The sequence below is a fragment of the Flavobacterium commune genome (assembly GCF_001857965.1).
Lineage (GTDB): Bacteria > Bacteroidota > Bacteroidia > Flavobacteriales > Flavobacteriaceae > Flavobacterium > Flavobacterium commune.
Map to the genome: position 1 here is coordinate 3,443,936 of NZ_CP017774.1, position 23,675 is coordinate 3,467,610.

The window sequence follows — 23,675 nt, forward strand, 5'->3', positions numbered from 1 at the left end:
TAAAAAAAAATAGTTAAGATTTGTAATCTTCAAAGGCTTCAAGAATCAATTCATTCTCAACAGCTTGATTGATTTTAATCTTTCCGATACCTTCAATTAATGCAAACTGAATGCTTCCGTATTCATTCTTTTTATCATGAATTAATAATTCTAAAATAGGATCGATGTCTGCTTCTTCAAAAATAATATCTTCGTAAATAGACTTTAATACTGTTTTAATTTGGATATATTCTTCTTGAGAAATTAGTCCTTTCTTTAATGAAATATAACTTTCAAGTATCATTCCCACTGCAATTGCTTCACCGTGAAGCAGGGTAGTTTTAACTTCGCTCTCCAAAAAATAACCTTCAATAGCATGACCTAAAGTATGTCCGAAATTTAAAGCTTTTCTAATGTTTTTCTCAGTAGGATCCTGTTTTACAATCTCGTTTTTAATTTCTACCGATCGGTAAATTAATTGGTCAAGTGCATCAAAATCAATAGTTGAAATATCCAGAAATTCTTCCCAGTATTTTTTATCGTAAATTAAACCGTGTTTCAACATTTCGGCAAGACCGGAACGCATTTCGTTTTGAGGAACCGTTTCTAAATATTGAGTATCTATAAGAACCATATTTGGCACATTGATAACACCAATTTGGTTTTTTAAATTTCCTAAATCAACCCCGTTTTTTCCACCTACCGAAGCATCTACCATAGAGAGTAGAGTAGTTGGGATGTGAATGAAGTCAACGCCTCTTTTGAAAGTAGAAGCTACAAAACCACCAAGATCAGTAACCACACCGCCACCTAAATTAATAACAAGACTTTTTCTGTCTCCGCCAAGCTCAGTAAGAACTTTCCAAACTTCAACGCAGGTTTCAATGTTTTTGTTTTCCTCACCAGCTTCAAATTCGATAATTTCAACATTCAAATCGGTTTCGATATAAGGCAATAATTTTGGTAAACAAAACTCATTGGTATTGCTATCTACAAGAATGAATATGTTAGAATATTTATTTTGGCTTAGATGAAGATTTAAAGCTTCGTATCCTTTTTCGTTAAAATAGATTGGGTAGTTATTGGCTTGAATTGTTTGCATCTGTATTTATTAATTTGAAATGCAAAATAAGGTAATTTCTAGTAATTAATATTCATAACTCTGGCTATATTTGTTTTAAATAGCGAAAAAAATGAAAAAATTATTCGATGACACAGAAATTGCTTTTGCTTTAAAAAGTAACACCGATTTAAACACATCCTATTTGCTTTTTAAAATGATGAATTTTAAACCATTGGTAAAAATTGGAACCAAATTTATCAATTTGGCTTTGAAATTGCATTTGCCGGTCGAAAATTTAATTCGAAAAACCATCTTTAATCAATTTTGTGGTGGTATTAATGAAGAAGATTGTCTGAAAGTGGTGGATATTATTTTTACCAAAGGAGTTTCGACGGTTTTAGATTATGCTGTTGAAGGAAAAGCTGTAGAAACTGAGTTTGAGAATGCACTCGAAAAAACGCTAAAAATTATCGAATTTGCCAAAGAGCGTCAGGCAATTCCTTTTGCTGTGTTTAAGCCTACAAGTTTTGGACGAATTGATTTATACGAAAAAAAAGGAAAACAGGAAGTTTTGAGCTCCGAAGAACAAAAAGAATGGGCTGATGTTATAGCTCGTTTTGAGAAAGTTTGTCAAACAGCCTGTCAAAAAAATGTAGCAGTATTGATTGATGCCGAAGAAAGCTGGATGCAAACTACAGCTGACGAATTGGTTCTTGAAATGATGCGGAAATACAATAAAGAGAAGGTAATTGTTTATAATACCGTGCAAATGTATCGCTGGGACAGGATGGATTATTTGAAAGCAATCCATCAAAAAGCCCAATCGGAAGGTTTTTTTGTTGGAATCAAATTAGTTCGTGGTGCTTATATGGAAAAAGAAAATGAGCGTGCTGAAGAAGAAAATTATAAGTCGCCTATTTGCGCCAGCAAGCAGGAAACAGATGAAAATTACGACTTGGCATTACAATATAGTATTGCTAATTTAAATATATTTTCACTTTTTGCAGGCACACATAACGAATCCAGTTCTTATTATTTGATGCAATTGATGAAGGAAAAGAACATTGTAACTAATGATGGCCGAATTTGGTTTGGTCAATTGTACGGAATGAGCGACACGATTAGTTTCAATCTTGCTGCCAGAGGTTACAATGTTGCTAAATATGTGCCTTTTGGTCCTGTAAAAGAAGTGGTTCCTTATTTAATTCGACGTGCTCAGGAGAATACGGCTGTTATAGGACAAACCAGTCGTGAATTAGAAATGATTATTAAAGAGCGGCAACGCAGGAAAAAATCAAATAATTAATAGCTATTTTAGAAAAAAAATTAGCAGATTGGTTTTTTAATTTAAAGTTAAAGCTCCTAGAATTTCTTCGGACATAAATGGTCCTCCGGGATATTTAGCAGTGTAATCCAGATTTAACCAAATTTGGTTGCGTTCATCAATGTGGTAGTGGAGTTGTTTTCCGTAACTTTCCTTTGGAAACAGAATATTTTTGATTAAGTAGTTGGCTGTTTCCAAGTCTTTCATGCTTCCAATAAGAATTTCGGGATAAATGTGTCCCTTGGTGTGAATTAATCTTGGAGTCCCTCCAATGGCGCGAACACAGGCAGCCATTAAAATAGAATGATCATCGCAATCACCTGATAAATACACTAAGGATTCGCTGGCGGTTGCAATATAATCACCGTCTTTAGGATCGCTCACATAATTCCAACGGCTGTTAATTTCTTTAAAAACAGCAAAACATTGAATAATGACACGATAATCAGTATATCCTTTTACATTTTTGAAATTTTTATTAATTGCCATAACGGCAAAATTTCGAACCTTTGGATTTTGGTATTCAATGGCACTAAGAATTTCAGATTTGTTAGGAAAAGGAAGTAGTTTTGAAATAATAATATCCTGTGGATTTGGATTGTCAGACATAGTATAAATCATCGAATCATAATCCTCATAAACACTTTCAAAACCATAGTTCCCTAACACCGTTCCGTAAAACAGCATCATGATATAAAGAATCATGCAAAAGATAATGATAGTTCTTAGAAGTCTTAAAACTAGTTGAGTGGTTATTAAAATAAAAAGAAATAATAGTATTCGATCCAGATTGAGTACCCAATTTAATTCGATTAAGTTTTGGTGTGCGATGATAAAAGCAGGGATACTAATCAAAATATTTAAAATAAAAATGATAACATCATCCCAAGGCTTCTTGACCTGAAATCGCTGTTTTATATTTTGAAGATTAAGATTTTTAAAGTTTATCATGCCAGGCAAAAAAGGAAAAACTATACTGTTTTAACTATTTCATCAAAAGTACCTATTTTATTAATAATTTTAAGTTTTAATAACTGATTTTGAATATTGTTTAACATTTCTTCAGTTAATTGCTCTTGTGACCATTCTGTCAGGGAAAGCCATTCCTGAATATCAGCTGTTTTCTGATGGTATTTATTGGCTAAAACACTATCAATATCCGGTATCGACTTGAACGCAATTGTCTTTTTATTGATAATATCAAGAATTTTTCGAATGGTTTTCGGTTCTTTTTCCAGAATTTCATCGCGCACTGCAATTACAAAGCAAGGCCAGGGAGTAGGGCAGTCGGCAATTTTTCTAAAAATACCTTTATCAACTAAGGGCTTGGTCATAAAACGTTCCCACATAAAATAATCGGCAGTTTCATTAGTTAAAGCTTCGACAGCGCCATCAATAGTATTTACAATTTCAAATTGAAGTTTGTGTGTTTCCCAACCCTGATTATTAGCATTTACATAAGCCATTAATTGCGAACCCGAACCCAAACGTGAAATAGCAACTTTGGTATTTTTAATATCTTTTAAGGTATTATAATTGGATTTCGCAGCCACATGAATTCCCCAAATTAAGGGTGAATGAACATAAATCTGAACAATTTTAGTTGGATTTCCTGCTACAATATCTTTCACAATTCCTTCGGTAAGAATTACAGCAATATCGGTTTCTCCATCGCGAAGCATCTGACACATTTTACCGGTTCCCTCAGGAACATCTGTCCATTGCAAATCAATATTTTGACTTTCGAATTCTTTGTTTTCAATGCTTAAATGCCAAGGTAAATTAAAATGTTCCGGTACGCCAGCTATTTTTATTGTTTTCATGTTATTTTTAATTAAAAAGAGTCTAATGAAATAATGATGACGATAAAAACAAATATTCCAAGAACAAATCTTATGCCTTCTGATGAAAAACTAGTATTGTTATCTATTTTAAAATCCTCAAAAAGATAATATCCAATATCTGTTCTGTTATTTTTATGCATACAACTATTCATTAATAGTGCCCAAATCCATAACGCTAATCCTCCTAATGCTAAAAATATCTTTTGAATCAAATGTCCCATAATTTTATTTTGCTAATTTATCTAAAGTGTAACGGATTAAATTATCAATTGTTTGGTATGGATTTTTACTAAAAGTTCCATCGGCACGATTAGCGATAATAGCATTTAGGGAAATTGCTTTATGTCCTAAAAGAGCCGAAAGTCCGTAAATAGCTGCGGTTTCCATTTCGAGATTTGTAATTTGGATTCCATTGTAATCAAACTGATCCATTTTTCGATTCAAATTAACATCTTGAATATTCAAGCGTAAAACCCTTCCTTGTGGACCGTAAAACCCGCCAGCGGTAGCTGTAAATCCTTTATGAATTTGAGCTGAATAAAAACGATTAGCTAAAGTTTTACTTGAAGGAATTACATAAGGCTTTCCTTTTCTTAAATCCCAATTGGTCTGCTCAATAAAAGCGTTTTCAATTTCTGTATTCGAAATTTTGTCGATACAATAAGAGCGAAGCATGTTGTCCAGACCAATGGCATACTGGCTCATCACAAAGCTATTAACAGGAATACTATCCTGAAGCGAACCTGAAGTTCCTATTCGAATAATATTTAAAGAAGTGAGTCGGTCTTTAATTTTTCTGGTTTCAAAATCAATATTGACCAAAGCATCCAGTTCGTTTAAGACGATATCAATATTGTCAGGACCAATTCCTGTAGAAATCACGGTAATTCTTTTGCCTTTGTAGATTCCGGTTTGTGTTTTGAATTCTCTTTTTTGAATGGTAAATTCGATATTGTCAAAAAGTGCGGTGATTTTCTCCACCCGTTCCTGATCTCCCACAAAAATAATATCCTGAGCCATATGCTCGGGTTTTAAATTCAGATGATAAATGCTTCCATCCGGGTTTAGAATCAATTCTGATGCTTGTATCATTTTTTAATTTCCTAAGATTCTAATTAGTAAAGTGTTTTTTGCAACTCCAATTGTAAAATTCTGAAATCTACAATCAATTACCCTCCAACACGCTTGGTTTTAAAACCTTTTTCCTGTAAAATTTTCATGATTTTGTCACGATAATCTCCTTGAATGATAATAGCTCCGTCTTTGAAACTTCCGCCAACACTTAATTTGGTTTTAATTTCTTTGGCAAGAATCTTAAAATCTTCGTCATCGCCTTCGTAACCTTCGATTATAGTAGTTACTTTTCCTTTTCTTTTTTCGAATTTACAAATCATAGGCTCTTTTTGAACATATAATTCATGTGATGTTTCTTTTTTTTCTTCCGGTTCGTTGCTGGGAACATGATCCGGGAATAAGTTTTTTAATTGGTCCTGTAGATCCATAATTTATGTTTTTTGGAACACAGATGAAACTGATTCGCTAAAGCGAAAACACAGATAAAACGGATTTTTAATTGATAAAATCTGTTTTTTTCTGTGTCTTTATAAAGTAAATCGTTCTATCCGCGTCCTATTTTTATTTCTTAATCAATCCTAAATCTACTAATCGCTCGTACAGAAAATCCCCTGCGGTAGTATCTTCAAATTGTTTTGGATTATCGTTATCAATACAGTTTTCTAAACAATTCAAAGGCATATCGCTCACCGGATGCATAAAAAACGGTATGGAATAACGTGAAGTTCCCCATAATTCTCTTGGAGGATTCACCACTTGATGGATAGTCGATTTCAATCTGTTATTAGTATGACGGGATAACATATCGCCCACGTTGATTACTAATTCGTCTGGCTCTGCAATAGCGTCAATCCATTCTCCATCGTGATTTTTAACCTGAAGTCCTTTACCCTGAGCGCCCATTAAAAGTGTTATTAAATTAATATCACCATGAGCAGCTGCGCGAATAGCATTTTCAGGTTCAGAGGTAATAGGAGGGTAGTGTATGGGTCTTAAAATGGAATTTCCTTCTTTGGCGTAGTTGTCAAAATAGAATTCGTCCAGTCCTAAACGCAAAGCCAAGGCTCTCAAAACATAGATCCCTGTTTTTTCAAGCATTTGATAGGCTTGTTTTCCAATTTCATTGAATCGTGGCAATTCTTTTACGTTGATGTTTTCAGGATATTCTGAGGCGTATTTTGAATCTGCGGATACATATTGTCCAAAATGCCAAAATTCCTTTAAATCGCCTTCTTTTCGTCCTTTAGCGTGCTCTTTACCAAAAGAAACATATCCTCTTTGTCCTCCAAGCTCTGGATTTTCATAGCTTCGTTTAATCTCTAGTGGCAAACTGAAAAATTGTCTGATTTCGCTATACAGTTCTTCAACCAGTTGCTGGTCTAAAAAATGTCCTTTCAAGGCGACAAAACCAATGTCTTCAAAAGCATTTCCAATTTCGTTTACAAATTTTTGTTTGCGTAGCGGATCGTTTGATAAAAAGTCGCCTAAATCAACACTAGGGATGTTTTGCATATTGTATAATTTTATTTTATGTAACAATAGTAAAGAGTGTCTGAGTTCTCTTTACAAATGTATTTAATAGAATTTTAAAATGAAATGGTTCGTGAAAATTAGGGATAAAAAAAAACGCTTCAATTTCTTGAAGCGTTTTGTGGGGAGAGCAGGATTCGAACCTGCGAAGTTTTCACAGCAGATTTACAGTCTGCCCTCGTTGGCCGCTTGAGTATCTCCCCGAAGCCTTTGAGTACAACAGTTGTTTGTTGTTGTTAGCGGTGCAAATATAGGAACACTTTTCGGTTCTGCAAACTAATTTTGGACTAATTTTGCATTATTTTCTAAGGTTTTTTTTAACCTATTGGTCTTGAATAAAATAAAAAATCTCCACTAGGGAGATTTATTATTTTTATGCTTTTAAAATGCTTTATTTAGTTAAAAGTTCTATGATTTTTGCTCTCAATTCAGCACCTCTTAAGTCTCTTGCGACTACTTTTCCTGAAGCATCCAGTATAAAAGTAGCAGGAATAGCGTCAACTTTATATTGAGCTGCTATTGGTTCTTGCCAGCCTTTTAAATTAGAAACCTGTGGCCAGGTCAATTTGTCTTTTGCAATAGCTTCTTTCCATTTGTTTGCATCTTCATCTAGAGATACTCCAATAATGTTAAGACCTTTTGAGTGTAGCTCTTTGTAAAGAGCTACTACATTTGGATTTTCCCTTCTGCACGGGCCGCACCATGATGCCCAAAAATCAACTATTGTAACTTTTCCAAGACTTTCTTTTAGAGAAATTACTTTTCCTTCCGGATTAGGAGCTGAAAAATCTGTTCTTCATTTAGCTGCTGGAGCTGGAGCTGCACCAGGAGTAGCTGCTGCGCTTGGACCAGCAGTAATAGCTGTAATTCTTTCTTTGATAGCTTTACCTGGTTTAGTGTTTTTTAATTCGTCTTCAAATCCGTTGTAGATGCTTTCTGCTTTTTTAATATCTGCAGATGGATCAGCAAGCATACTTTGGATGATTAAAGCACTAATAAAAGATTTTGGGTGTGATTCAGCGTAAGTAATGTATTTAGCTTTAGAATTAGTACCAACTTCTTCTTGAATTTTTTGGTATTGTTGCATTAAGCTGTTAATTGTAGCAGTATCTTTTGTTTGTTGAGCCTGGTTCATTTTAAGCATATTTGCTTTTTGGAAATCCATTAATTTCTTTTGAACCACTTTCATTTCTTCGTTAAATTTCACATACTCATCATTGTTGTAAGTACCTGATATTTTAGTGTTTTGAATACTGTCTTTGTTAACTTCGATGTTGATTTCTCCAGATTCTAAGATAAAAGGAATCGGTTGGTTAGCTGCTTCTAATTGAAGTACGTGGAACGCAGGTTCAGTTACTTTTCCTTTGATTTCAAATTTTCCGTTTTCTACTTTTACAGTATCGATATTGATTAATCCTCCCATTCCGCTAGGATCTTGTGCCTGAAGAATGATGGTTTTTCCGTTTTCAATTCCATTTGCTGTACCAGTGATAATGTACTCGTCTTTACCTACTTTGCTGCAAGAAAATAATACAGCAGAGGCAGAAAGCAATAAAAATAATTTTTTCATTATTAATTAGTTAAATTAGTTAAGTGTGCAAAAGTATTTAAATTTATAAAATGGCAATAATTTAATTCGCTAAATTTTTGTTATAATTGATTGCTTTCGGGCTTTTGTTGCTAATGTTTGATAAAATGAGTTAAGGAATTTTGAATTACTCAGGCCTGTTGATTTGTTTTTATCAATATGCCGACTTATTTTTGGTTTTTAAAGAAAAGAAAATAATGTATGAAACCATTGAAAGAGAAGTTACTCATTAAAGATGCTACTATTAATAAGATGCAATTTGACACGGAATGGTTTTTCAAACTAGATGACATGGCTTTTTTTCTGAAAGAAGATTTATCAGAAGTAGAATTTGTTTATTTGCCAATGTTGATTGATGGAGAAACTGAAATAGTAAAATGTAGCTCGTTTGAAGATATAATTAGAGGAAGAAAAGAATTTGACCAATGAAAAAAAAGAGAGAAGGATGTACTTCTCTCTTTGATTTTTATCTATTGCTTAGTTTTGCTTTTTCTTTAATAATGTCGCTAATTTTTCGGTTTTCGATTTTGCTTTCCAGCCAGGAAATAATATCGAGATAAAGAAAAGCTCTTTTTTCATAAGTACTTTGTTCTAATTCTACAAAACGCTCTTTCATTTTTCGGAATTCATTTTTGATATCGCTTGGGTAAATAGAATTCAGGTTTTTCAAAAAGCGAATGATTTCCTTTTGTACTTCATGTAAATCATTCATTTTTAGTAAAAATTTATAGGTGTTTTTTAGCTGACTTTCTAAATAGTAGTCTTTCCCCAATTCATAATGCGCAATCAAACATAAAATGCGGGCAAAACACATTAAATCTTCGCGCATGCTTAGGTTTTTGTTATTGATAATTTTTTCCAAATAAAATATGGATTCGTTGTATTTTTCAACACCAAAATAAATACTGGCAATTTTATAGAAAAATAACATTTCGTGATGTTCGTCCAGATGTTCGTTGTGAGTTTTTAATTTGCTCAGAATTTCAGGAACCAAATATTCGCTTTCGGCGAAAGTTCCTTCCATAATATGGTGATTTAATTTGTTGTTATATAAATATAAAAAGGACAACGAGGCAATATTATCATTAATAGGAAAACGCGGGTCTTTGATAGTTTCTTCAAGTAATGTTAGGTATTTTTTAAATTTGGTTTGATACTTTAACATGTATAAAGATTCCAATAAGTAATTATTTCCTTTTAAGAAAAACACCGGATTCAGGAAGATCATGTTTTCATTGTCGTAAAAAAGTGTAACCCATTTGGAAGCAAATTTATAGCTGCCTAAAAAATCTTGAACCAGAAAACTACGCCATAAATTAGCATTGTAAAACCAATATTTCTCTCGAAATCCAAATTTGTTTTCGTCTAATTTAGAAATGTGTTTGTTAAAATAATCATCAATATACTTGTATTCTTCATCGCTTTTTACATAACCGGTTTTAAGCATGATTCCATACAGTTGCAAAGATAAATTGGATAATTTACTCGAAATGGTATTTTGATAATTTAATTCTTTGGCTTGAATTACTAATTCGTCGGCACGTCCCTGAATACTTCTGGTGATGTATTGTGATTCGATTAATTTTTCGAATTCTACAATTTCATACGCCATTAACTTTTCGTCATTTTCTATTGCCTGGCTTTTAGTTTTATCAAGGATTTTTAAACTCTGTTTGTACAAACCTTTATTATACAGAATGGTAGCAAAATCAATTTGTTCTCTTAATTGGTAACGAATGTTTTGACTAGGGATATTAAGGCGGATGCTAACTAATATTTGCTTGTACAAATACGATTTTAAATTTGATAATTGTACTTTCTTAATGATACCACTTTTTAAAATAAGTTTCTCATCGTAGTTTTCAGATTTATCTAAAATATTGAACAGTTCAATGAATTTTGTATTCGAACTTGTCTCTAATCGACTTGCAAAAATCTTAAATTGTCGTTTTTCAGATTTAGATAAGGACTTTATTAGAACGAATAAAAAATCTTTTTGATGGTTAGCCATTGTAAAATAAATAGATTTAACTAGTTGATTTTAAGTGTTTTACATAGCCAATAACAGGCTTATAAACAGTATATTCAGTTAAAATGAATTTTCTATCCAAAGTAAAGAATATATTTTTGTTATCAAGATGTGAAATTACATTAAATAAATGAAAATGAATAGAGACAAAGTCCAAATTTTTGATACCACTTTACGAGACGGGGAACAAGTTCCAGGATGTAAATTAGATACCAATCAAAAACTTGTTATAGCTGAACGCTTAGATAACATGGGGGTTGATATTATTGAAGCTGGTTTTCCGGTTTCTAGTCCTGGTGATTTTTTGTCTGTTACTGAAATTAGTAAAATCGTTAAAAATGCTACAGTTTGTGGTCTTACCAGAGCTGTAAAAAACGATATCGATGTAGCAGCCGCAGCCTTAAAACATGCTAAAAGACCACGTATTCATACTGGTATTGGGACATCAGAATCTCATATATTACATAAATTACAAACAACAAGAGAAGATATTATTGCCAGAGCTAAGGCCGCTGTAGCCCATGCTAAATCTTATGTTGAAGATGTAGAGTTTTATGCAGAAGATGCAGGGAGAACTGACAATGCTTTCTTGGCACAAGTTTGTGAAGAAGTTATTAAATCAGGAGCTACAGTATTAAATATTCCTGACACTACAGGGTATTGTTTGCCTGATGAGTATGGTGCAAAAATCAAATACCTTAAAGAAAATGTAAAAGGTATTGATAATGTAACTATCTCTTGTCACTGTCATAACGATTTAGGAATGGCAACAGCTAACTCAATTTCAGGAGCTATTAACGGTGCCAGACAAATTGAGTGTACTATCAATGGAATAGGGGAAAGAGCCGGAAATACTGCTTTGGAAGAAGTAGTGATGATTTTTAAGCAACATCCGGATTTGAATTTATATACTGATATCGACACCAAACAATTGAATGAAATGAGTCGTTTGGTTTCTGAAAGTATGGGGATGATGGTTCAGCCTAATAAGGCTATTGTTGGAGCTAATGCTTTTGCTCATAGTTCCGGAATTCATCAGGATGGTGTTATTAAAAACAGAGCTACGTATGAAATTATTGATCCTTTAGATGTAGGAGTTAATGAATCTTCAATTGTGCTTACTGCCAGAAGTGGTAGAGCAGCATTAGCATATCGAGCTAAAAAAGTAGGGTATGAGCTAACAAAAACACAGTTAGATGTTGTCTATGTTGAGTTTTTGAAATTTGCCGATGTTAAAAAAGAAGTTTTAGACGATGATATTCATTTGATTATTGCGGCTTCGAAAATTGAAGGTGATTTAATTAAACGATAGTTAGAGCTTAGGAATTTTAAATGATTAAATTTGCAGCGTTTTAATTAAAAATCAATCTCATGAACTTAAAAATTGCTGTGTTGTCGGGTGATGGTGTAGGTCCTGAAGTGATTTTACAGGCTAAAAAAGCCTTGTGCGCTATAGGAGTCGTTTACGAACATGATTTTATTTTTGAAGATGCGCTTGTGGGAGCTATTGCTATAGATAAAGCAGGGTCGCCGCTTCCTGAACAAACATTAAATCTATGTCTTAATACCGATGCTGTTTTGCTGGGTGCTATCGGTGATCCGAAATACGATGTCGATACTGATGCAAAAGTTCGTCCGGAGCAAGGATTGTTGCGATTGAGAAAAGAGTTAAATCTTTATGCAAATATCAGACCTCTTAAGCCTTTTAAAGGCTTAGTTGATGTTTCTCCTTTAAAAAGAGAAGTAGTCGAAGGAGTTGATTTTATCATTTACAGAGAATTAACTGGCGGAATCTATTTTGGAGAAAAAAAACTAAATGAATCAGGAACAATTGCTTCTGATTTATGTGAATACACTGAAGCCGAAATCTCAAAAATTGCGCATTTAGCATTTAAATCAGCTCAAAACAGAAGAAAGAAATTAACCTTAGTTGATATGGCTAATGTTCTTGAAACTTCACGTTTATGGAGAAATGTAGTTAAAAGTATTGGAGCTGATTATCCAGATGTAACTTTAGATTTTTTGTATGCTGATAATGCAGCAAAACAAATTATATCAAATCCGAAACAGTTTGATGTAATATTGACAGAGAATTTATTTGGAGATATTTTATCTGATGAAGCCAGTGTTATAACAGGCTCAATAGGAGTTTTAGCATCAGCTTCATTAGGAGAAAAAAATGTGTTGTTTGAACCGGTTCACGGTTCTTATCCTCATGCAAAAGGAAGAAATATTGCCAATCCTTTTGCAGCGATACTTTCGGCAGCAATGTTGTTGGAACATTTTGGCTTGAACGAAGAAGCTAAAAAAGTATATCAAGGAGTAGAAAAAGCAATTGAATACAATGTGGTTACGATAGATCTGAATCCGGATACAAAATTTGGAACTAATGAAGTAGGGGAATTTGTTTCCAATTTCATTTTAAATAAAGACGACCTAATGTATTTTAATAATGATAATGTGCATTTAGGTCAATCAACAATAGTATAATCTACTATTTTGATAAATAATTGAAATTAATGATAAGAAATTCATAAATTTTTAATTTTTATTTTTTTAGGTATAAAGGTTTTTATACTTTTGTTCCATCAAAAAAAGAAAATGAAAAATTCAATTGTATTAGTTTCTGTCGTTAATGTCATTGTTGTATCAACAAGTGCATAAGGGAAACTATTAATATAATTGAAAAATAATATTATATGACTCCCAATAAAATGGGAGTTTTTTTTTGGAATTATATCAGCACAAAAAAAAAATAAAAAAGATGGAATTAAATAAATATAGCAAGACAATTACTCAAGACGAAACACAGCCTGCTTCCCAAGCGATGTTATATGCACTTGGATTGACAGAAGAAGATCTTAAAAAAGCACAGGTAGGAATTGTAAGTATGGGTTACGACGGAAACCCGTGTAACATGCACTTGAACGATCTGGCTAAAGATATTAAGACAGGAGTATGGAAAGAAGATTTAGTAGGTTTGATTTTTAATACCATTGGTGTTAGTGATGGTATGTCAAATGGAAATGACGGAATGCGTTTTTCATTAGTTTCTCGTGATGTAATTGCCGATTCTATCGAAACTGTTATGGGTGCACAATGGTACGATGGTATGATTGCTGTTCCGGGATGTGATAAAAACATGCCAGGAGCTTTAATGGCTATGGGTAGAGTAAATCGTCCGTCTATTATGGTTTACGGTGGATCTATTCATCCGGGAAAATGGAAAGGTCAGGATTTGAATATTGTTTCTGCTTTTGAAGCCTTAGGAAAAAAAATCAGTAACACTATTACTCCTGAAGATTTTAAAGGTGTAATTCAAAATGCTTGTCCAGGTGCAGGTGCTTGTGGCGGAATGTACACAGCTAATACTATGTCATCAGCAATTGAAGCATTAGGAATGAGTTTGCCATACAGTTCTTCTAATCCTGCTTTGAGCCCGGAAAAAAAACAAGAATGTGTTGATGCCGGAAAAGCAATCAAAATATTATTAGAAAAAGATATTAAACCTAGAGACATCATGACACGTAAAGCATTCGAAAATGCGATTACAATGGTGGCTGTTTTAGGTGGTTCTACAAATGCAGTAATGCACTTAATTGCAATGGCGCATTCTGTAGGAATCGAATTGACATTAAAAGATTTTCAGGATATCAGTGATAAAACACCATTATTGGCCGACTTGAAACCAAGTGGAAAATATTTAATGGAAGATTTACATAATGTAGGTGGCGTTCCGGCAGTAATGAAATATTTACTAAAAGAAGGTTTCTTACATGGAGATTGTTTAACGGTTACAGGTAAAACAATCGCTGAAAATTTAGCTTCAATTCCAGATTTACATGATGGGCAAGAAGTAATTTTCGAAATTCATAAAGCATTAAAACCAACAGGAAATATCCAAATTTTATACGGAAATATTGCTTCAGAAGGTTGTGTGGCAAAAATTAGTGGAAAAGAAGGTGAATTTTTTGAAGGTACAGCTGTAGTTTTTGAAGGAGAAAAACAAGTAATCAAAGGAATTCAGGCTGGTGAAGTAAAACCAGGAAATGTCGTCATTATCCGCTATTGCGGCCCAAAAGGTGGTCCTGGAATGTCTGAAATGCTAAAACCAACTTCTGCTATTATGGGAGCTGGTTTAGGAAGCAGTGTAGCTTTAATCACTGACGGCCGTTTCTCAGGAGGTTCTCATGGTTTTGTAGTAGGACATGTTACTCCGGAAGCTTACGAAGGAGGCGGAATTGCTTTAATCGAAAATGGAGATGTTATTACAATTGATGCGGTAAAAAACACCATCAATATGAAAATCTCTGATGAAGAATTTGCAAGACGTAAAGCCAATTGGAAACAACCAGAATCACCAATCAAACAAGGAGTTTTACTTAAATATATGCGTTCAGTATCCAGTGCATCTGAAGGATGTGTTACTGACAAATAATAGTCAATTACAATTTTAAAAATCAATTGCAATGTCAATCTGATTTCGAAAAAATAAATTGCCAAAACAAAAAAGACAAACAATGAAAATATCAGGAGCAGAAGCAGTTATCAGATGCTTATTAGCCGAAGGAGTTGACTTAGTTTATGGATATCCAGGTGGTGCCATAATGCCGGTTTACGACGAATTATATAAATTTCAAGATCAATTGCACCACGTATTGGTGCGTCACGAGCAAGGTGCAGCTCACGCTGCCCAAGGTTTTGCCAGAGCTACCGGAAAAGTAGGGGTTGCAATCGCAACTTCAGGACCTGGAGCTACAAACCTGGTTACAGGTATTGCCGATGCTCAAATCGATTCTACTCCAATGGTATGTATTACCGGACAAGTAGGGAAACATTTATTAGGTTCTGATGCTTTTCAGGAAACGGATATTATTGGAATTTCAACTCCGGTAACCAAATGGAATTACCAAATTACCGAAGCAGATGAAATTCCTGAGATTATGGCAAAAGCATTTTACATTGCACGTTCAGGACGTCCGGGACCAGTATTAGTTGATATTACTAAAAATGCTCAGTTTGACACTTTAGATTTTAGTTATAAAAAATGTAACGACATCAGAAGTTACCATCCAAAACCGATTTTAAAATTAGACAAGGTTAAGGAAGCGGCTGAGTTAATCAATAAGGCTAAAAAACCAATGATTGTTTTTGGTCAAGGGGTTATTCTAAGTAAGGCTGAAGAAGAATTGAAAGCTTTAATTGAAAAATCAGGAATTCCTGCAGCCTGGACTATTTTAGGTCTTTCTGCATTACCTACAGAACACGAATTAAACGTAGGAATGGTAGGAATGCACGGAAATTACGGCCCTAATATTTTAACTAACGAATGCGATGTTTTAATTGCATTAGGAATGCGTTTTGACGACCGTGTTACTGGAAATTTAGCAACTTATGCTAAGCAAGCTAAAGTAGTTCATTTTGAAATTGACCCGGCTGAGATTGATAAAAACGTTAAAACTGAGGTTGCTGTATTAGCGGATTTAAAAGAAGCTTTAACAGCATTATTACCTTTTATCGAAAAGAATACTCACGAAGAATGGCACAACGAATTCAAGAAGAAATATGAAATTGAATTGGATGCAGTTATCAACGAAGAGTTAGCTCCAACTAACGGAAAAGGAATTTCTATGGGAGAAACTATCGAAATGATTAACAAACATTCAAAAGGTGATGCAATAATGGTTTCTGATGTTGGTCAGCACCAAATGTTTACTTGTCGTTATTCAAAATTCAATCAAACTAAAAGTAATGTAACTTCTGGAGGTTTAGGAACTATGGGATTTGCTTTACCAGCAGCCATTGGAGCTAAAATGGGGCGTCCGGATCGCGAAGTAGTTGCTATTATTGGTGATGGTGGTTTCCAAATGAACATTCAGGAATTAGGAACGATTCATCAAACGAAAGTTCCGGTTAAAATTGTAGTTTTAAACAACGAATTTTTAGGGATGGTGCGTCAATGGCAGGAATTGTTTTTTGACTATAGATATGCTTCTACAGTGATGACAAATCCTAACTTTTGTGCTATTGCCGAAGGTTATTATATCAAAGCTCGTAAAGTAACTAAAAGAGAAGAACTAGATGAAGCAATTGCTGAAATGATGGCTTCTAAAGACTCTTATTTCCTTGAAGTTATGGTAGAAAAAGAAAACAATGTATTCCCAATGATTCCAACAGGAGCTTCGGTTTCTGACATCCGATTAAGTTAATATTATGGAAGAAAATAAAACATTCACGATTTCTGTTTATTCAGAAAACAACGTTGGCTTATTGAACAGAATATCAGGAATATTCTTGAAACGCCACATCAATATATTGAGTTTAAATGTATCCGAATCGGAAATTGAAAACGTTTCCCGATTTGTAATTGTAGTAGATACTACTGAAAAATGGGTACAAAACATTGTGGGTCAAATCGAAAAACAAGTTGAAGTAATTAAAGCTTTCTACCATGTAGATGAGGAAACTATCTTTCTGGAAAGTGCTTTATTCAAAATCGCTTCTAACTTATTATTTGACGAAAGACAAATTCAAAACATCATCAAAGAAAGTCATTCGGAAATTGTAACGGTATCAAGAGACTTTTTTGTGATTTCAAAATCAGGAAGACGTTCTGAAATAGAAGAATTACATGCAAAATTAAAGCCTTTCGGAATCATGCAATTTGTGCGTTCAGGAAGAATATCAGTTTCCAAAGAAAAAATGGAAGTGACAAGTTTATTACTAGAGGAATTAAAATCATAAATTAAATATTAGAAAATGGCAAATTATTTCAATTCATTACCACTTAGATTACAATTAGAACAATTAGGCGTTTGCGAATTCATGGATCAATCCGAATTTGCTAACGGAATCGAAGCTTTAAAAGGTAAAAAAGTAGTTATCGTAGGTTGTGGTGCTCAAGGTTTGAACCAAGGTTTAAACATGAGAGATTCAGGTTTAGATATTTCTTACGCTTTGCGTGCTGAAGCTATTGCTGAAAAAAGAGCTTCTTACAGAAATGCTACTGAGAATGGTTTCAATGTAGGAACTTATGAAGAATTAATCCCTACAGCTGATTTAGTATGCAACCTTACACCAGATAAACAACATACTGCTGTAGTTACTGCAATTATGCCATTAATGAAGCAAGGAGCTACATTATCATATTCTCATGGTTTTAATATCGTAGAAGAAGGAATGCAAATTCGTAAAGACTTAACAGTTATTATGTGTGCTCCTAAATGTCCAGGATCTGAAGTACGTGAAGAGTACAAAAGAGGATTTGGTGTACCTACATTAATCGCTGTTCACCCTGAAAACGATCCAAATGGTTTTGGTTTAGATCAGGCAAAAGCGTATGCTGTTGCAACAGGAGGAAACAGAGCAGGAGTTTTACGTTCTTCTTTCGTAGCTGAAGTTAAATCTGATTTAATGGGAGAGCAAACAATCCTTTGTGGTTTGTTACAAACAGGTTCTATCTTATGTTTTGACAAAATGGTTGCTGAAGGTGTTGATGCTGGATATGCTTCTAAATTAATCCAATACGGATGGGAAACTATCACTGAAGGATTGAAACACGGTGGTATCACAAATATGATGGATAGATTATCTAATCCAGCTAAAATTGCTGCATTCAACACTGCTGAAGAATTAAAAGACATCATGCGTCCATTATTCCAAAAACACATGGATGATATCATTTCTGGAGAATTCTCTAAAACAATGATGGAAGACTGGGCTAATGACGATAAAAACTTATTGACTTGGAGAGCTGCTACTGAAGCAACTAACTTCGAGAAAACTCCAGCTGGAAATGTTGAAATTTCTGAGCAAGAATACTACGACAACGGAGTATTAATGGTAGCTATGGTAAAAGCTGGTGTTGAATTAGCTTTTGAAGCTATGACTGATTCAGGAATTATCGAAGAGTCTGCTTACTACGAGTCATTACACGAAACTCCACTTATTGCTAACACAATTGCAAGAAAGAAATTGTTCGAAATGAACCGTGTAATCTCTGATACTGCTGAGTACGGATGTTATTTATTTGACCATGCTTGTAAGCCATTAATCGCTGAGTACGTTAAAAATGCACCATCTAACTTAATTGGTCGTCCATTCAATAGTGGAGATAACGGTGTTGACAACAAAGAATTAATCGATGTGAATTCAATCATCAGAAATCACCCGGTTGAAGAAGTTGGAGCTTGGTTAAGAGAGTCAATGACTGCAATGAAAAAAATTGTATAATTCTTTACAATTATAGTTAATTCAAAAAGGCGGAGTATTAAGTTACTTCGCCTTTTTTGTGTTTAATTTACAGGAACAGAGCTCTTTTGGTATTCAATAGTTTCATAATGAGTACCAAATATTGCCACTGCGAGGATTTGTGAGGCACGAAGTAAAGCAAGCACATTAGCTATAAAAAAGTGATTTGTATGATAATTTTTATATATTTGAACTTGCTTTTACACATGACTTAAATCAAACAAATTTGCCTATTTAAGTTGATTTATGTGATTTAATCACAGACCAGAAAAACAACTAAAAAAACTTGACAAAGTCACTTAAATTAACCTATGAAAAAAAAGTTACTATTTTTATTCCTTTCTTTATCCTTACTCATTTCTTGTAATCCTGATAGCTCAGAAATAGCAGATGATCCCGACCCTATAGACGATGAGAATGTAATTCCGGAAGAAAAATTTCCAGACGGAAGTTTAAATAGTTTTTTTTCAAATGCGTTAATTTCAGATATAATAAGTAATATCGAAAGGAGAAACCCGATAAAAATTACAGCATATGACAAAATAAATAATCGGATTAAAACAAATTATCCTTATTTAAAAAACTTACTGGTAAAAGCTACTAACAATCAAAGTTGGTTTGTAACTCAAAATAGTGAAGCTTCAACAATTGTAGAAATTACAAATGTAGATATTCAAAGTGGATGGATTTCTTTAGGAAGTACCTATTCAGGGAGACTAAGCACAAGTATTGGAAGCACTTTAGAATTTTTTAATCCATTTATTAATTACGAAATAATTAATGATCGCCCTTTATTCAATCCTTATTCAACTATTGTAACCGAAGGAAATTTTAATTATATACAATCAGGAGGTATTATTGAAAAAACAGATGGGAGTTATATTCTTTTAACTCCAATTGTATTTGGAGCACACGATAAAAGAAGTATATATTATGCGACGAGTACAAATCTGGAGAATTGGGTTTTTGAAAATAAAAAGCTACTTAGTACTGATATGATTCCATTTGCTAAAACGAATGGAAATGTATTTTCTACAGGAACTCCTTTCAAATTAGACAATGGAAATTTATTAGTTTTATTGGGTGTACAAGAACCTAATAATAATTATACTTCGGCATATATGATTATTGATGAGAATCTTACAATTATACAGCCTCCCAAGGAAATTAATATTCCCGAATGGAATGGACTAGACAATAATAGTTTTCCATTAGCAATAACAAAATTCAATAATAAGTATCGAATTTTATTTCATAAACGAAATCCAAATTTTATTGATCGAGAAATTCATGAAGTCATAGCTTCAAATTTATTTGATGCTCTTGACTTAAACAAAAGTATTGTTTCTTCTACAATGATTCATAAAGGAACTAGCAGTAGTGGTTACTTAAGAGGAAAAGCTGATGATGCTAATTATATTAATTTTAATTCCGAGTTATACTTGCTTATTGGTGGAGAAGAATTACCTTCTAATTATCTTACTTCAAATAACAGGGAATATGGTTTAATGAAATTGAATAATGATACTTGGAAACATGATCCTAGAAGTCCACTGATAGTAAATCCAGTTCAGTTGCATAACAAATACCCTATTTATAATTGGGCTTGGGATCATTTAGGCGGTTTTGTGTCACCAATTATAAAGAACAATACTCTTTATATTTTTATGGCATTTGGAACAGATAACCCAGATTATTTTATAACGGGAATAAAAATAAAATTGTGATTTAAAATTAGCGCACTTACTTCTAGATTGCAACGAGAACCTTCTTACTTTTAAAAACAGAACAAAGAGTTTGATGCTTCACATATGAAGGCGGTAGTATGCAACCTTTAATATATTCAACTTATTTAGAAGAACTAACAAGAAAAAGAATTGCAGAAATTAAAGCAAGTATAAAAAGAAGAGATTTGTAGTTTTTCCTGAATCTTATTGAAAAAAAGAGGCTATATGGAAACAAATAGCCTCTTTTTCGTCAATTATTAGGAATGTTCTAATTTTATAATTTTCTGGTGGATTTCCAGGTTCCACTTCCTGTAGATGAAACCCAATTTCCAGTTATAGTATTTCCATTTAGTGTTCCTGTAATAGTAGCTGTATCGGGGATAGATGCGGTAATGGTATTGTTAGATATTGTACCCACAATAAATGGTAAAACCTGACCGTCATTTGGCAAAACCATTCCCGTAACTTTGTTTCCGTAAATAATTAAATTCCAGGTACCACCCGTAATACCGTCTTCAATAAAAGTACCCACGTAACAATAAACCTGAACGTCCGATTCTTCTTTGCCTACATTAATAGCGGCCTCAGGGTGACCACTAATGTGGATATTAGAAACGGTTGGATTAGTTCCATTAGCATTTACAGTAAAATCAAAATAATCATTGTTATGAGTAAAAGTAATTTCTGTGTTTGATCCTTCAGTCACAGCATCTTGAGAAGTGTAAGTGTAAGAAGTACCGTCAATAACCAAAGTTGCCGATAAGGTCGTTCCATTGTTTTTCAAATTAATCACAATAGTTCCTGTTGATCCTACAAAAACACCTTTGTAAATACCATAATTTTTACTGTCATAACTGGCTGTTGCAGTTGGACTGTTTGATAAATTGTTGTCATCATTGTCATCATTAGAGCAAGAAAGAAGTGATGCACAAGCGAGTAGGCTAAGTAGTAATTTTTTCATAATTTTCTTTTTATAGATTAAGGATTGATACTAAATTAAATATTTTAGAAAAAATTAACAAAAATAATCGACAAAGTGCAGTAAAATTTAAAAGCCACTGTTTTGTTGGATTTTCTGAAGCTTTAGGATAGTTAATCAGAATATTTCTTTTTGACAAAGAAATAACAAAGACTGGTTTCTAAATATTTGTGTTTTAGATAAAAGTGTTTTTTAACGAGATTTTCAATATTTTGCATTTTATTGGGCTTACTTTTTCGTTATTTTAATTAAATTGCGGCGATTTATGATTTATTTTTTTTAGAGAATAGATTGAGATTTAATATATTTATCAAAAATATAAAAAGGGATGAGCTACTACAAAATCGATAATTTAGAACAATATTTTAAGCATTACAATAAGTCCATCAGAGAACCAAGAAAATTTTGGGGAAAAATAGCCGAAGAAAATTTCACATGGTACCAACCGTGGGACAAGGTGGTTGAATTTAATATGGCAGAAGCTGATGTTCAGTGGTTTGCCGGTGCTAAAGTAAATATTGCTAAAAACTGTATTGACAGACACCTTAATAAAAGAGGTGAAAAAACGGCAATTATTTTTGAACCGAATAATCCGGATGAAGAAGCATTACACATTTCTTATAACGAATTACACCAAAGAGTATGCAAGATGGCTAATGTTTTGCGTGAGCAAGGCATTAAAAAAGGCGATCGTGTATGTATCTATTTACCTATGATTCCGGAATTGGCAGTATCTATTTTGGCTTGTGCCCGAATTGGAGCAATCCATTCTGTGGTTTTTGCCGGATTCTCGGCTAAGGCTTTAGCAACTAGAATTGCCGATAGCGACAGTAAAATGCTTATTACTTCTGATGGTGGTTACCGTGGTAATAAAACCGTGGAACTAAAAGAAATTGCTGATGAAGCATTACAAAGTTGCCCTTCGGTTAGTACTGTTTTGGTAACGAAAAGAACCAATACAGCCATCAATATGAAAGAGGGCAGGGATATCTGGTTACAACCATTATTAGATGAAGCTTCTGATAATAGTGTAGCTGAAATTATGGATGCCGAAGACCCTTTGTTTATTCTTTATACTTCGGGTTCTACCGGAAAACCAAAAGGAATGGTGCATACTACTGCCGGTTATATGGTTTACACAGCCTATACTTTTAAAAATGTTTTCAATTATGAAGAGAATGACGTTTTCTGGTGTACTGCCGATATTGGCTGGATAACAGGTCATTCTTATATTTTATATGGTCCATTATTGAATGGTGCAACAACTGTAATTTTTGAAGGAGTACCTTCCTATCCTAATTTCAGTCGTTTTTGGGAAGTAATCGAAAAACACAAAGTAAGTCAGTTTTATACGGCACCAACAGCCATTAGGGCATTGGCAAAAGAAAAACTAGAATACGTACAGAAATATCCTTTTAAAAGTTTAAAAGTAATTGGATCAGTAGGGGAGCCAATTAATGAAGAGGCTTGGCACTGGTTCAATGATCATGTGGGCGGAAAAAGATGTCCAATTGTGGATACCTGGTGGCAAACCGAAACGGGAGGAATTATGATATCGCCAATTGCTTTTATCACCCCTACAAAACCTACTTATGCTACATTCCCATTACCTGGAATCCAGGCTGTTTTGATGGATGATAAGCGAAATGAAATCGAAGGAAACCAAGTGGTAGGTAGCTTGTGTATTAAATTCCCTTGGCCGGGAATGGCAAGAACCATCTGGAACGATCATCAACGTTATATCGATACTTATTTTTCGCAATATCCCGGAAAATATTTTACAGGAGACGGTGCCTTACGTGATGAAGTAGGTTATTACCGAATAACAGGTCGTGTGGATGATGTAATTATTGTATCAGGACATAATTTAGGAACTGCTCCAATTGAAGATGCTATTAATGAACACCCGGCTGTTGCTGAGAGCGCCATAGTAGGATTTCCACATGATGTAAAAGGAAATGCTTTGTATGGCTATGTTATTTTGAAAGAAACTGGTGAGATTAGAAATAAAGAGAATCTTTTTATCGAAATCAATCAATACATATCTGATCACGTAGGACCAATTGCTAAATTAGATAAGATTCAGTTTGTTTCAGGATTGCCAAAAACGCGTTCCGGAAAAATTATGCGTAGAATACTCAGGAAAATCGCAGCGGGAGATTTTTCTGATTACGGAGACACCAGTACTTTACTGAATCCGGAGATTATCGAAGAAATTCAAAGTGAGAAAAAATAATTCTAAAAAGCTGCTTCGAAGCAGCTTTTTTTTTTATGTAGAACTTTTTGGA

General features: G+C 33.6%; 20 protein-coding genes, 1 tRNA gene and 1 pseudogene. 10 read left to right on the forward strand and 12 right to left on the reverse strand.

What is annotated here, in order from left to right; all coding sequences use genetic code 11:
- Positions 1–13: 13 nt before the first annotated feature.
- On the reverse strand, positions 14–1,081 hold the full coding sequence (gene aroB, locus BIW12_RS14260; RefSeq protein WP_071185728.1) for a 3-dehydroquinate synthase: 1,068 nt from the start codon (positions 1,079–1,081) through the stop codon (positions 14–16).
- A gap of 91 nt (positions 1,082–1,172) precedes the next feature.
- Here aroB and BIW12_RS14265 point away from each other — a divergent pair, with 91 nt between their 5' ends.
- Entirely contained in the window at positions 1,173–2,348 is a 1,176-nt protein-coding gene (locus BIW12_RS14265; RefSeq protein WP_071185729.1) for a proline dehydrogenase family protein, read from the forward strand.
- Between the two features lie 36 nt (positions 2,349–2,384).
- Here BIW12_RS14265 and BIW12_RS14270 read toward each other — a convergent pair whose 3' ends face one another.
- From BIW12_RS14270 to BIW12_RS14310, 9 genes and pseudogenes are all read right to left on the reverse strand, one after another.
- On the reverse strand, positions 2,385–3,317 hold the full coding sequence (locus BIW12_RS14270; RefSeq protein WP_071185730.1) for a transglutaminase: 933 nt from the start codon (positions 3,315–3,317) through the stop codon (positions 2,385–2,387).
- Between the two features lie 20 nt (positions 3,318–3,337).
- A complete protein-coding gene (locus BIW12_RS14275; RefSeq protein ID WP_071185731.1) occupies positions 3,338–4,189 on the reverse strand; it encodes a substrate-binding domain-containing protein in 852 nt (283 codons plus the stop codon).
- Positions 4,190–4,200: 11 nt separating this feature from the next.
- A complete protein-coding gene (locus BIW12_RS14280; protein WP_071185732.1) occupies positions 4,201–4,431 on the reverse strand; it encodes a hypothetical protein in 231 nt (76 codons plus the stop codon).
- A 4-nt stretch (positions 4,432–4,435) separates the two neighbouring features.
- The gene (locus BIW12_RS14285; RefSeq protein ID WP_071185733.1) at positions 4,436–5,302 is read right to left on the reverse strand and encodes a nucleoside phosphorylase; all 867 of its coding nucleotides are present in this window, start codon (positions 5,300–5,302) and stop codon (positions 4,436–4,438) included.
- 77 nt (positions 5,303–5,379) lie between these two features.
- The gene (locus BIW12_RS14290; RefSeq protein ID WP_071185734.1) at positions 5,380–5,712 is read right to left on the reverse strand and encodes a translation initiation factor; all 333 of its coding nucleotides are present in this window, start codon (positions 5,710–5,712) and stop codon (positions 5,380–5,382) included.
- Positions 5,713–5,845: 133 nt separating this feature from the next.
- Positions 5,846–6,796: an isopenicillin N synthase family dioxygenase gene (locus BIW12_RS14295; protein WP_071185735.1), complete on the reverse strand. Its 951-nt coding sequence runs from the start codon at positions 6,794–6,796 to the stop codon at positions 5,846–5,848.
- A gap of 140 nt (positions 6,797–6,936) precedes the next feature.
- A tRNA-Tyr gene (locus BIW12_RS14300) sits at positions 6,937–7,017 on the reverse strand.
- 188 nt (positions 7,018–7,205) lie between these two features.
- Positions 7,206–7,592, reverse strand: a pseudogene (locus BIW12_RS14305) (TlpA family protein disulfide reductase); the annotation flags it as partial.
- An 18-nt stretch (positions 7,593–7,610) separates the two neighbouring features.
- Positions 7,611–8,384, reverse strand: a complete 774-nt coding sequence (locus BIW12_RS14310) for a DUF4369 domain-containing protein (RefSeq protein WP_071185737.1) — start codon at positions 8,382–8,384, stop codon at positions 7,611–7,613.
- 219 nt (positions 8,385–8,603) lie between these two features.
- Here BIW12_RS14310 and BIW12_RS14315 point away from each other — a divergent pair, with 219 nt between their 5' ends.
- Positions 8,604–8,831 (forward strand): hypothetical protein, encoded by a 228-nt coding sequence (locus BIW12_RS14315; protein WP_071185738.1) that lies wholly within the window; start codon positions 8,604–8,606, stop codon positions 8,829–8,831.
- A gap of 37 nt (positions 8,832–8,868) precedes the next feature.
- Here the strand turns inward: BIW12_RS14315 and BIW12_RS14320 are convergent, their stop codons facing one another.
- Positions 8,869–10,413 carry a hypothetical protein gene (locus BIW12_RS14320; protein WP_071185739.1) on the reverse strand — a complete coding sequence of 515 codons (1,545 nt, stop codon included), beginning with the start codon at positions 10,411–10,413 and terminating at the stop codon, positions 8,869–8,871.
- Positions 10,414–10,567: 154 nt separating this feature from the next.
- On the opposite strand from BIW12_RS14320, the gene BIW12_RS14325 reads away from it, so the two are divergent.
- From BIW12_RS14325 to BIW12_RS14355, 7 genes are all read left to right on the forward strand, one after another.
- Positions 10,568–11,743: a 2-isopropylmalate synthase gene (locus tag BIW12_RS14325; protein WP_083382182.1), complete on the forward strand. Its 1,176-nt coding sequence runs from the start codon at positions 10,568–10,570 to the stop codon at positions 11,741–11,743.
- 59 nt (positions 11,744–11,802) lie between these two features.
- A complete protein-coding gene (gene leuB, locus BIW12_RS14330) occupies positions 11,803–12,921 on the forward strand; it encodes a 3-isopropylmalate dehydrogenase (protein ID WP_071185741.1) in 1,119 nt (372 codons plus the stop codon).
- 274 nt (positions 12,922–13,195) lie between these two features.
- Positions 13,196–14,869 (forward strand): dihydroxy-acid dehydratase, encoded by a 1,674-nt coding sequence (gene ilvD / locus BIW12_RS14335; protein WP_071185742.1) that lies wholly within the window; start codon positions 13,196–13,198, stop codon positions 14,867–14,869.
- Positions 14,870–14,951: 82 nt separating this feature from the next.
- Entirely contained in the window at positions 14,952–16,640 is a 1,689-nt protein-coding gene (gene ilvB, locus BIW12_RS14340; protein ID WP_071186456.1) for a biosynthetic-type acetolactate synthase large subunit, read from the forward strand.
- Between the two features lie 4 nt (positions 16,641–16,644).
- Positions 16,645–17,175, forward strand: a complete 531-nt coding sequence (ilvN, locus tag BIW12_RS14345) for an acetolactate synthase small subunit (RefSeq protein WP_071185743.1) — start codon at positions 16,645–16,647, stop codon at positions 17,173–17,175.
- 15 nt (positions 17,176–17,190) lie between these two features.
- Positions 17,191–18,663 carry a ketol-acid reductoisomerase gene (gene ilvC, locus BIW12_RS14350; protein ID WP_071185744.1) on the forward strand — a complete coding sequence of 491 codons (1,473 nt, stop codon included), beginning with the start codon at positions 17,191–17,193 and terminating at the stop codon, positions 18,661–18,663.
- A gap of 329 nt (positions 18,664–18,992) precedes the next feature.
- Positions 18,993–20,408 (forward strand): hypothetical protein, encoded by a 1,416-nt coding sequence (locus tag BIW12_RS14355; protein WP_071185745.1) that lies wholly within the window; start codon positions 18,993–18,995, stop codon positions 20,406–20,408.
- 274 nt (positions 20,409–20,682) lie between these two features.
- On the opposite strand, the gene BIW12_RS14360 is transcribed toward BIW12_RS14355, so the two are convergent.
- On the reverse strand, positions 20,683–21,369 hold the full coding sequence (locus BIW12_RS14360) for a hypothetical protein (protein WP_071185746.1): 687 nt from the start codon (positions 21,367–21,369) through the stop codon (positions 20,683–20,685).
- 346 nt (positions 21,370–21,715) lie between these two features.
- On the opposite strand from BIW12_RS14360, the gene acs reads away from it, so the two are divergent.
- The gene (acs, locus tag BIW12_RS14365; RefSeq protein ID WP_071185747.1) at positions 21,716–23,623 is read left to right on the forward strand and encodes an acetate--CoA ligase; all 1,908 of its coding nucleotides are present in this window, start codon (positions 21,716–21,718) and stop codon (positions 23,621–23,623) included.
- Positions 23,624–23,675: the final 52 nt, after the last annotated feature.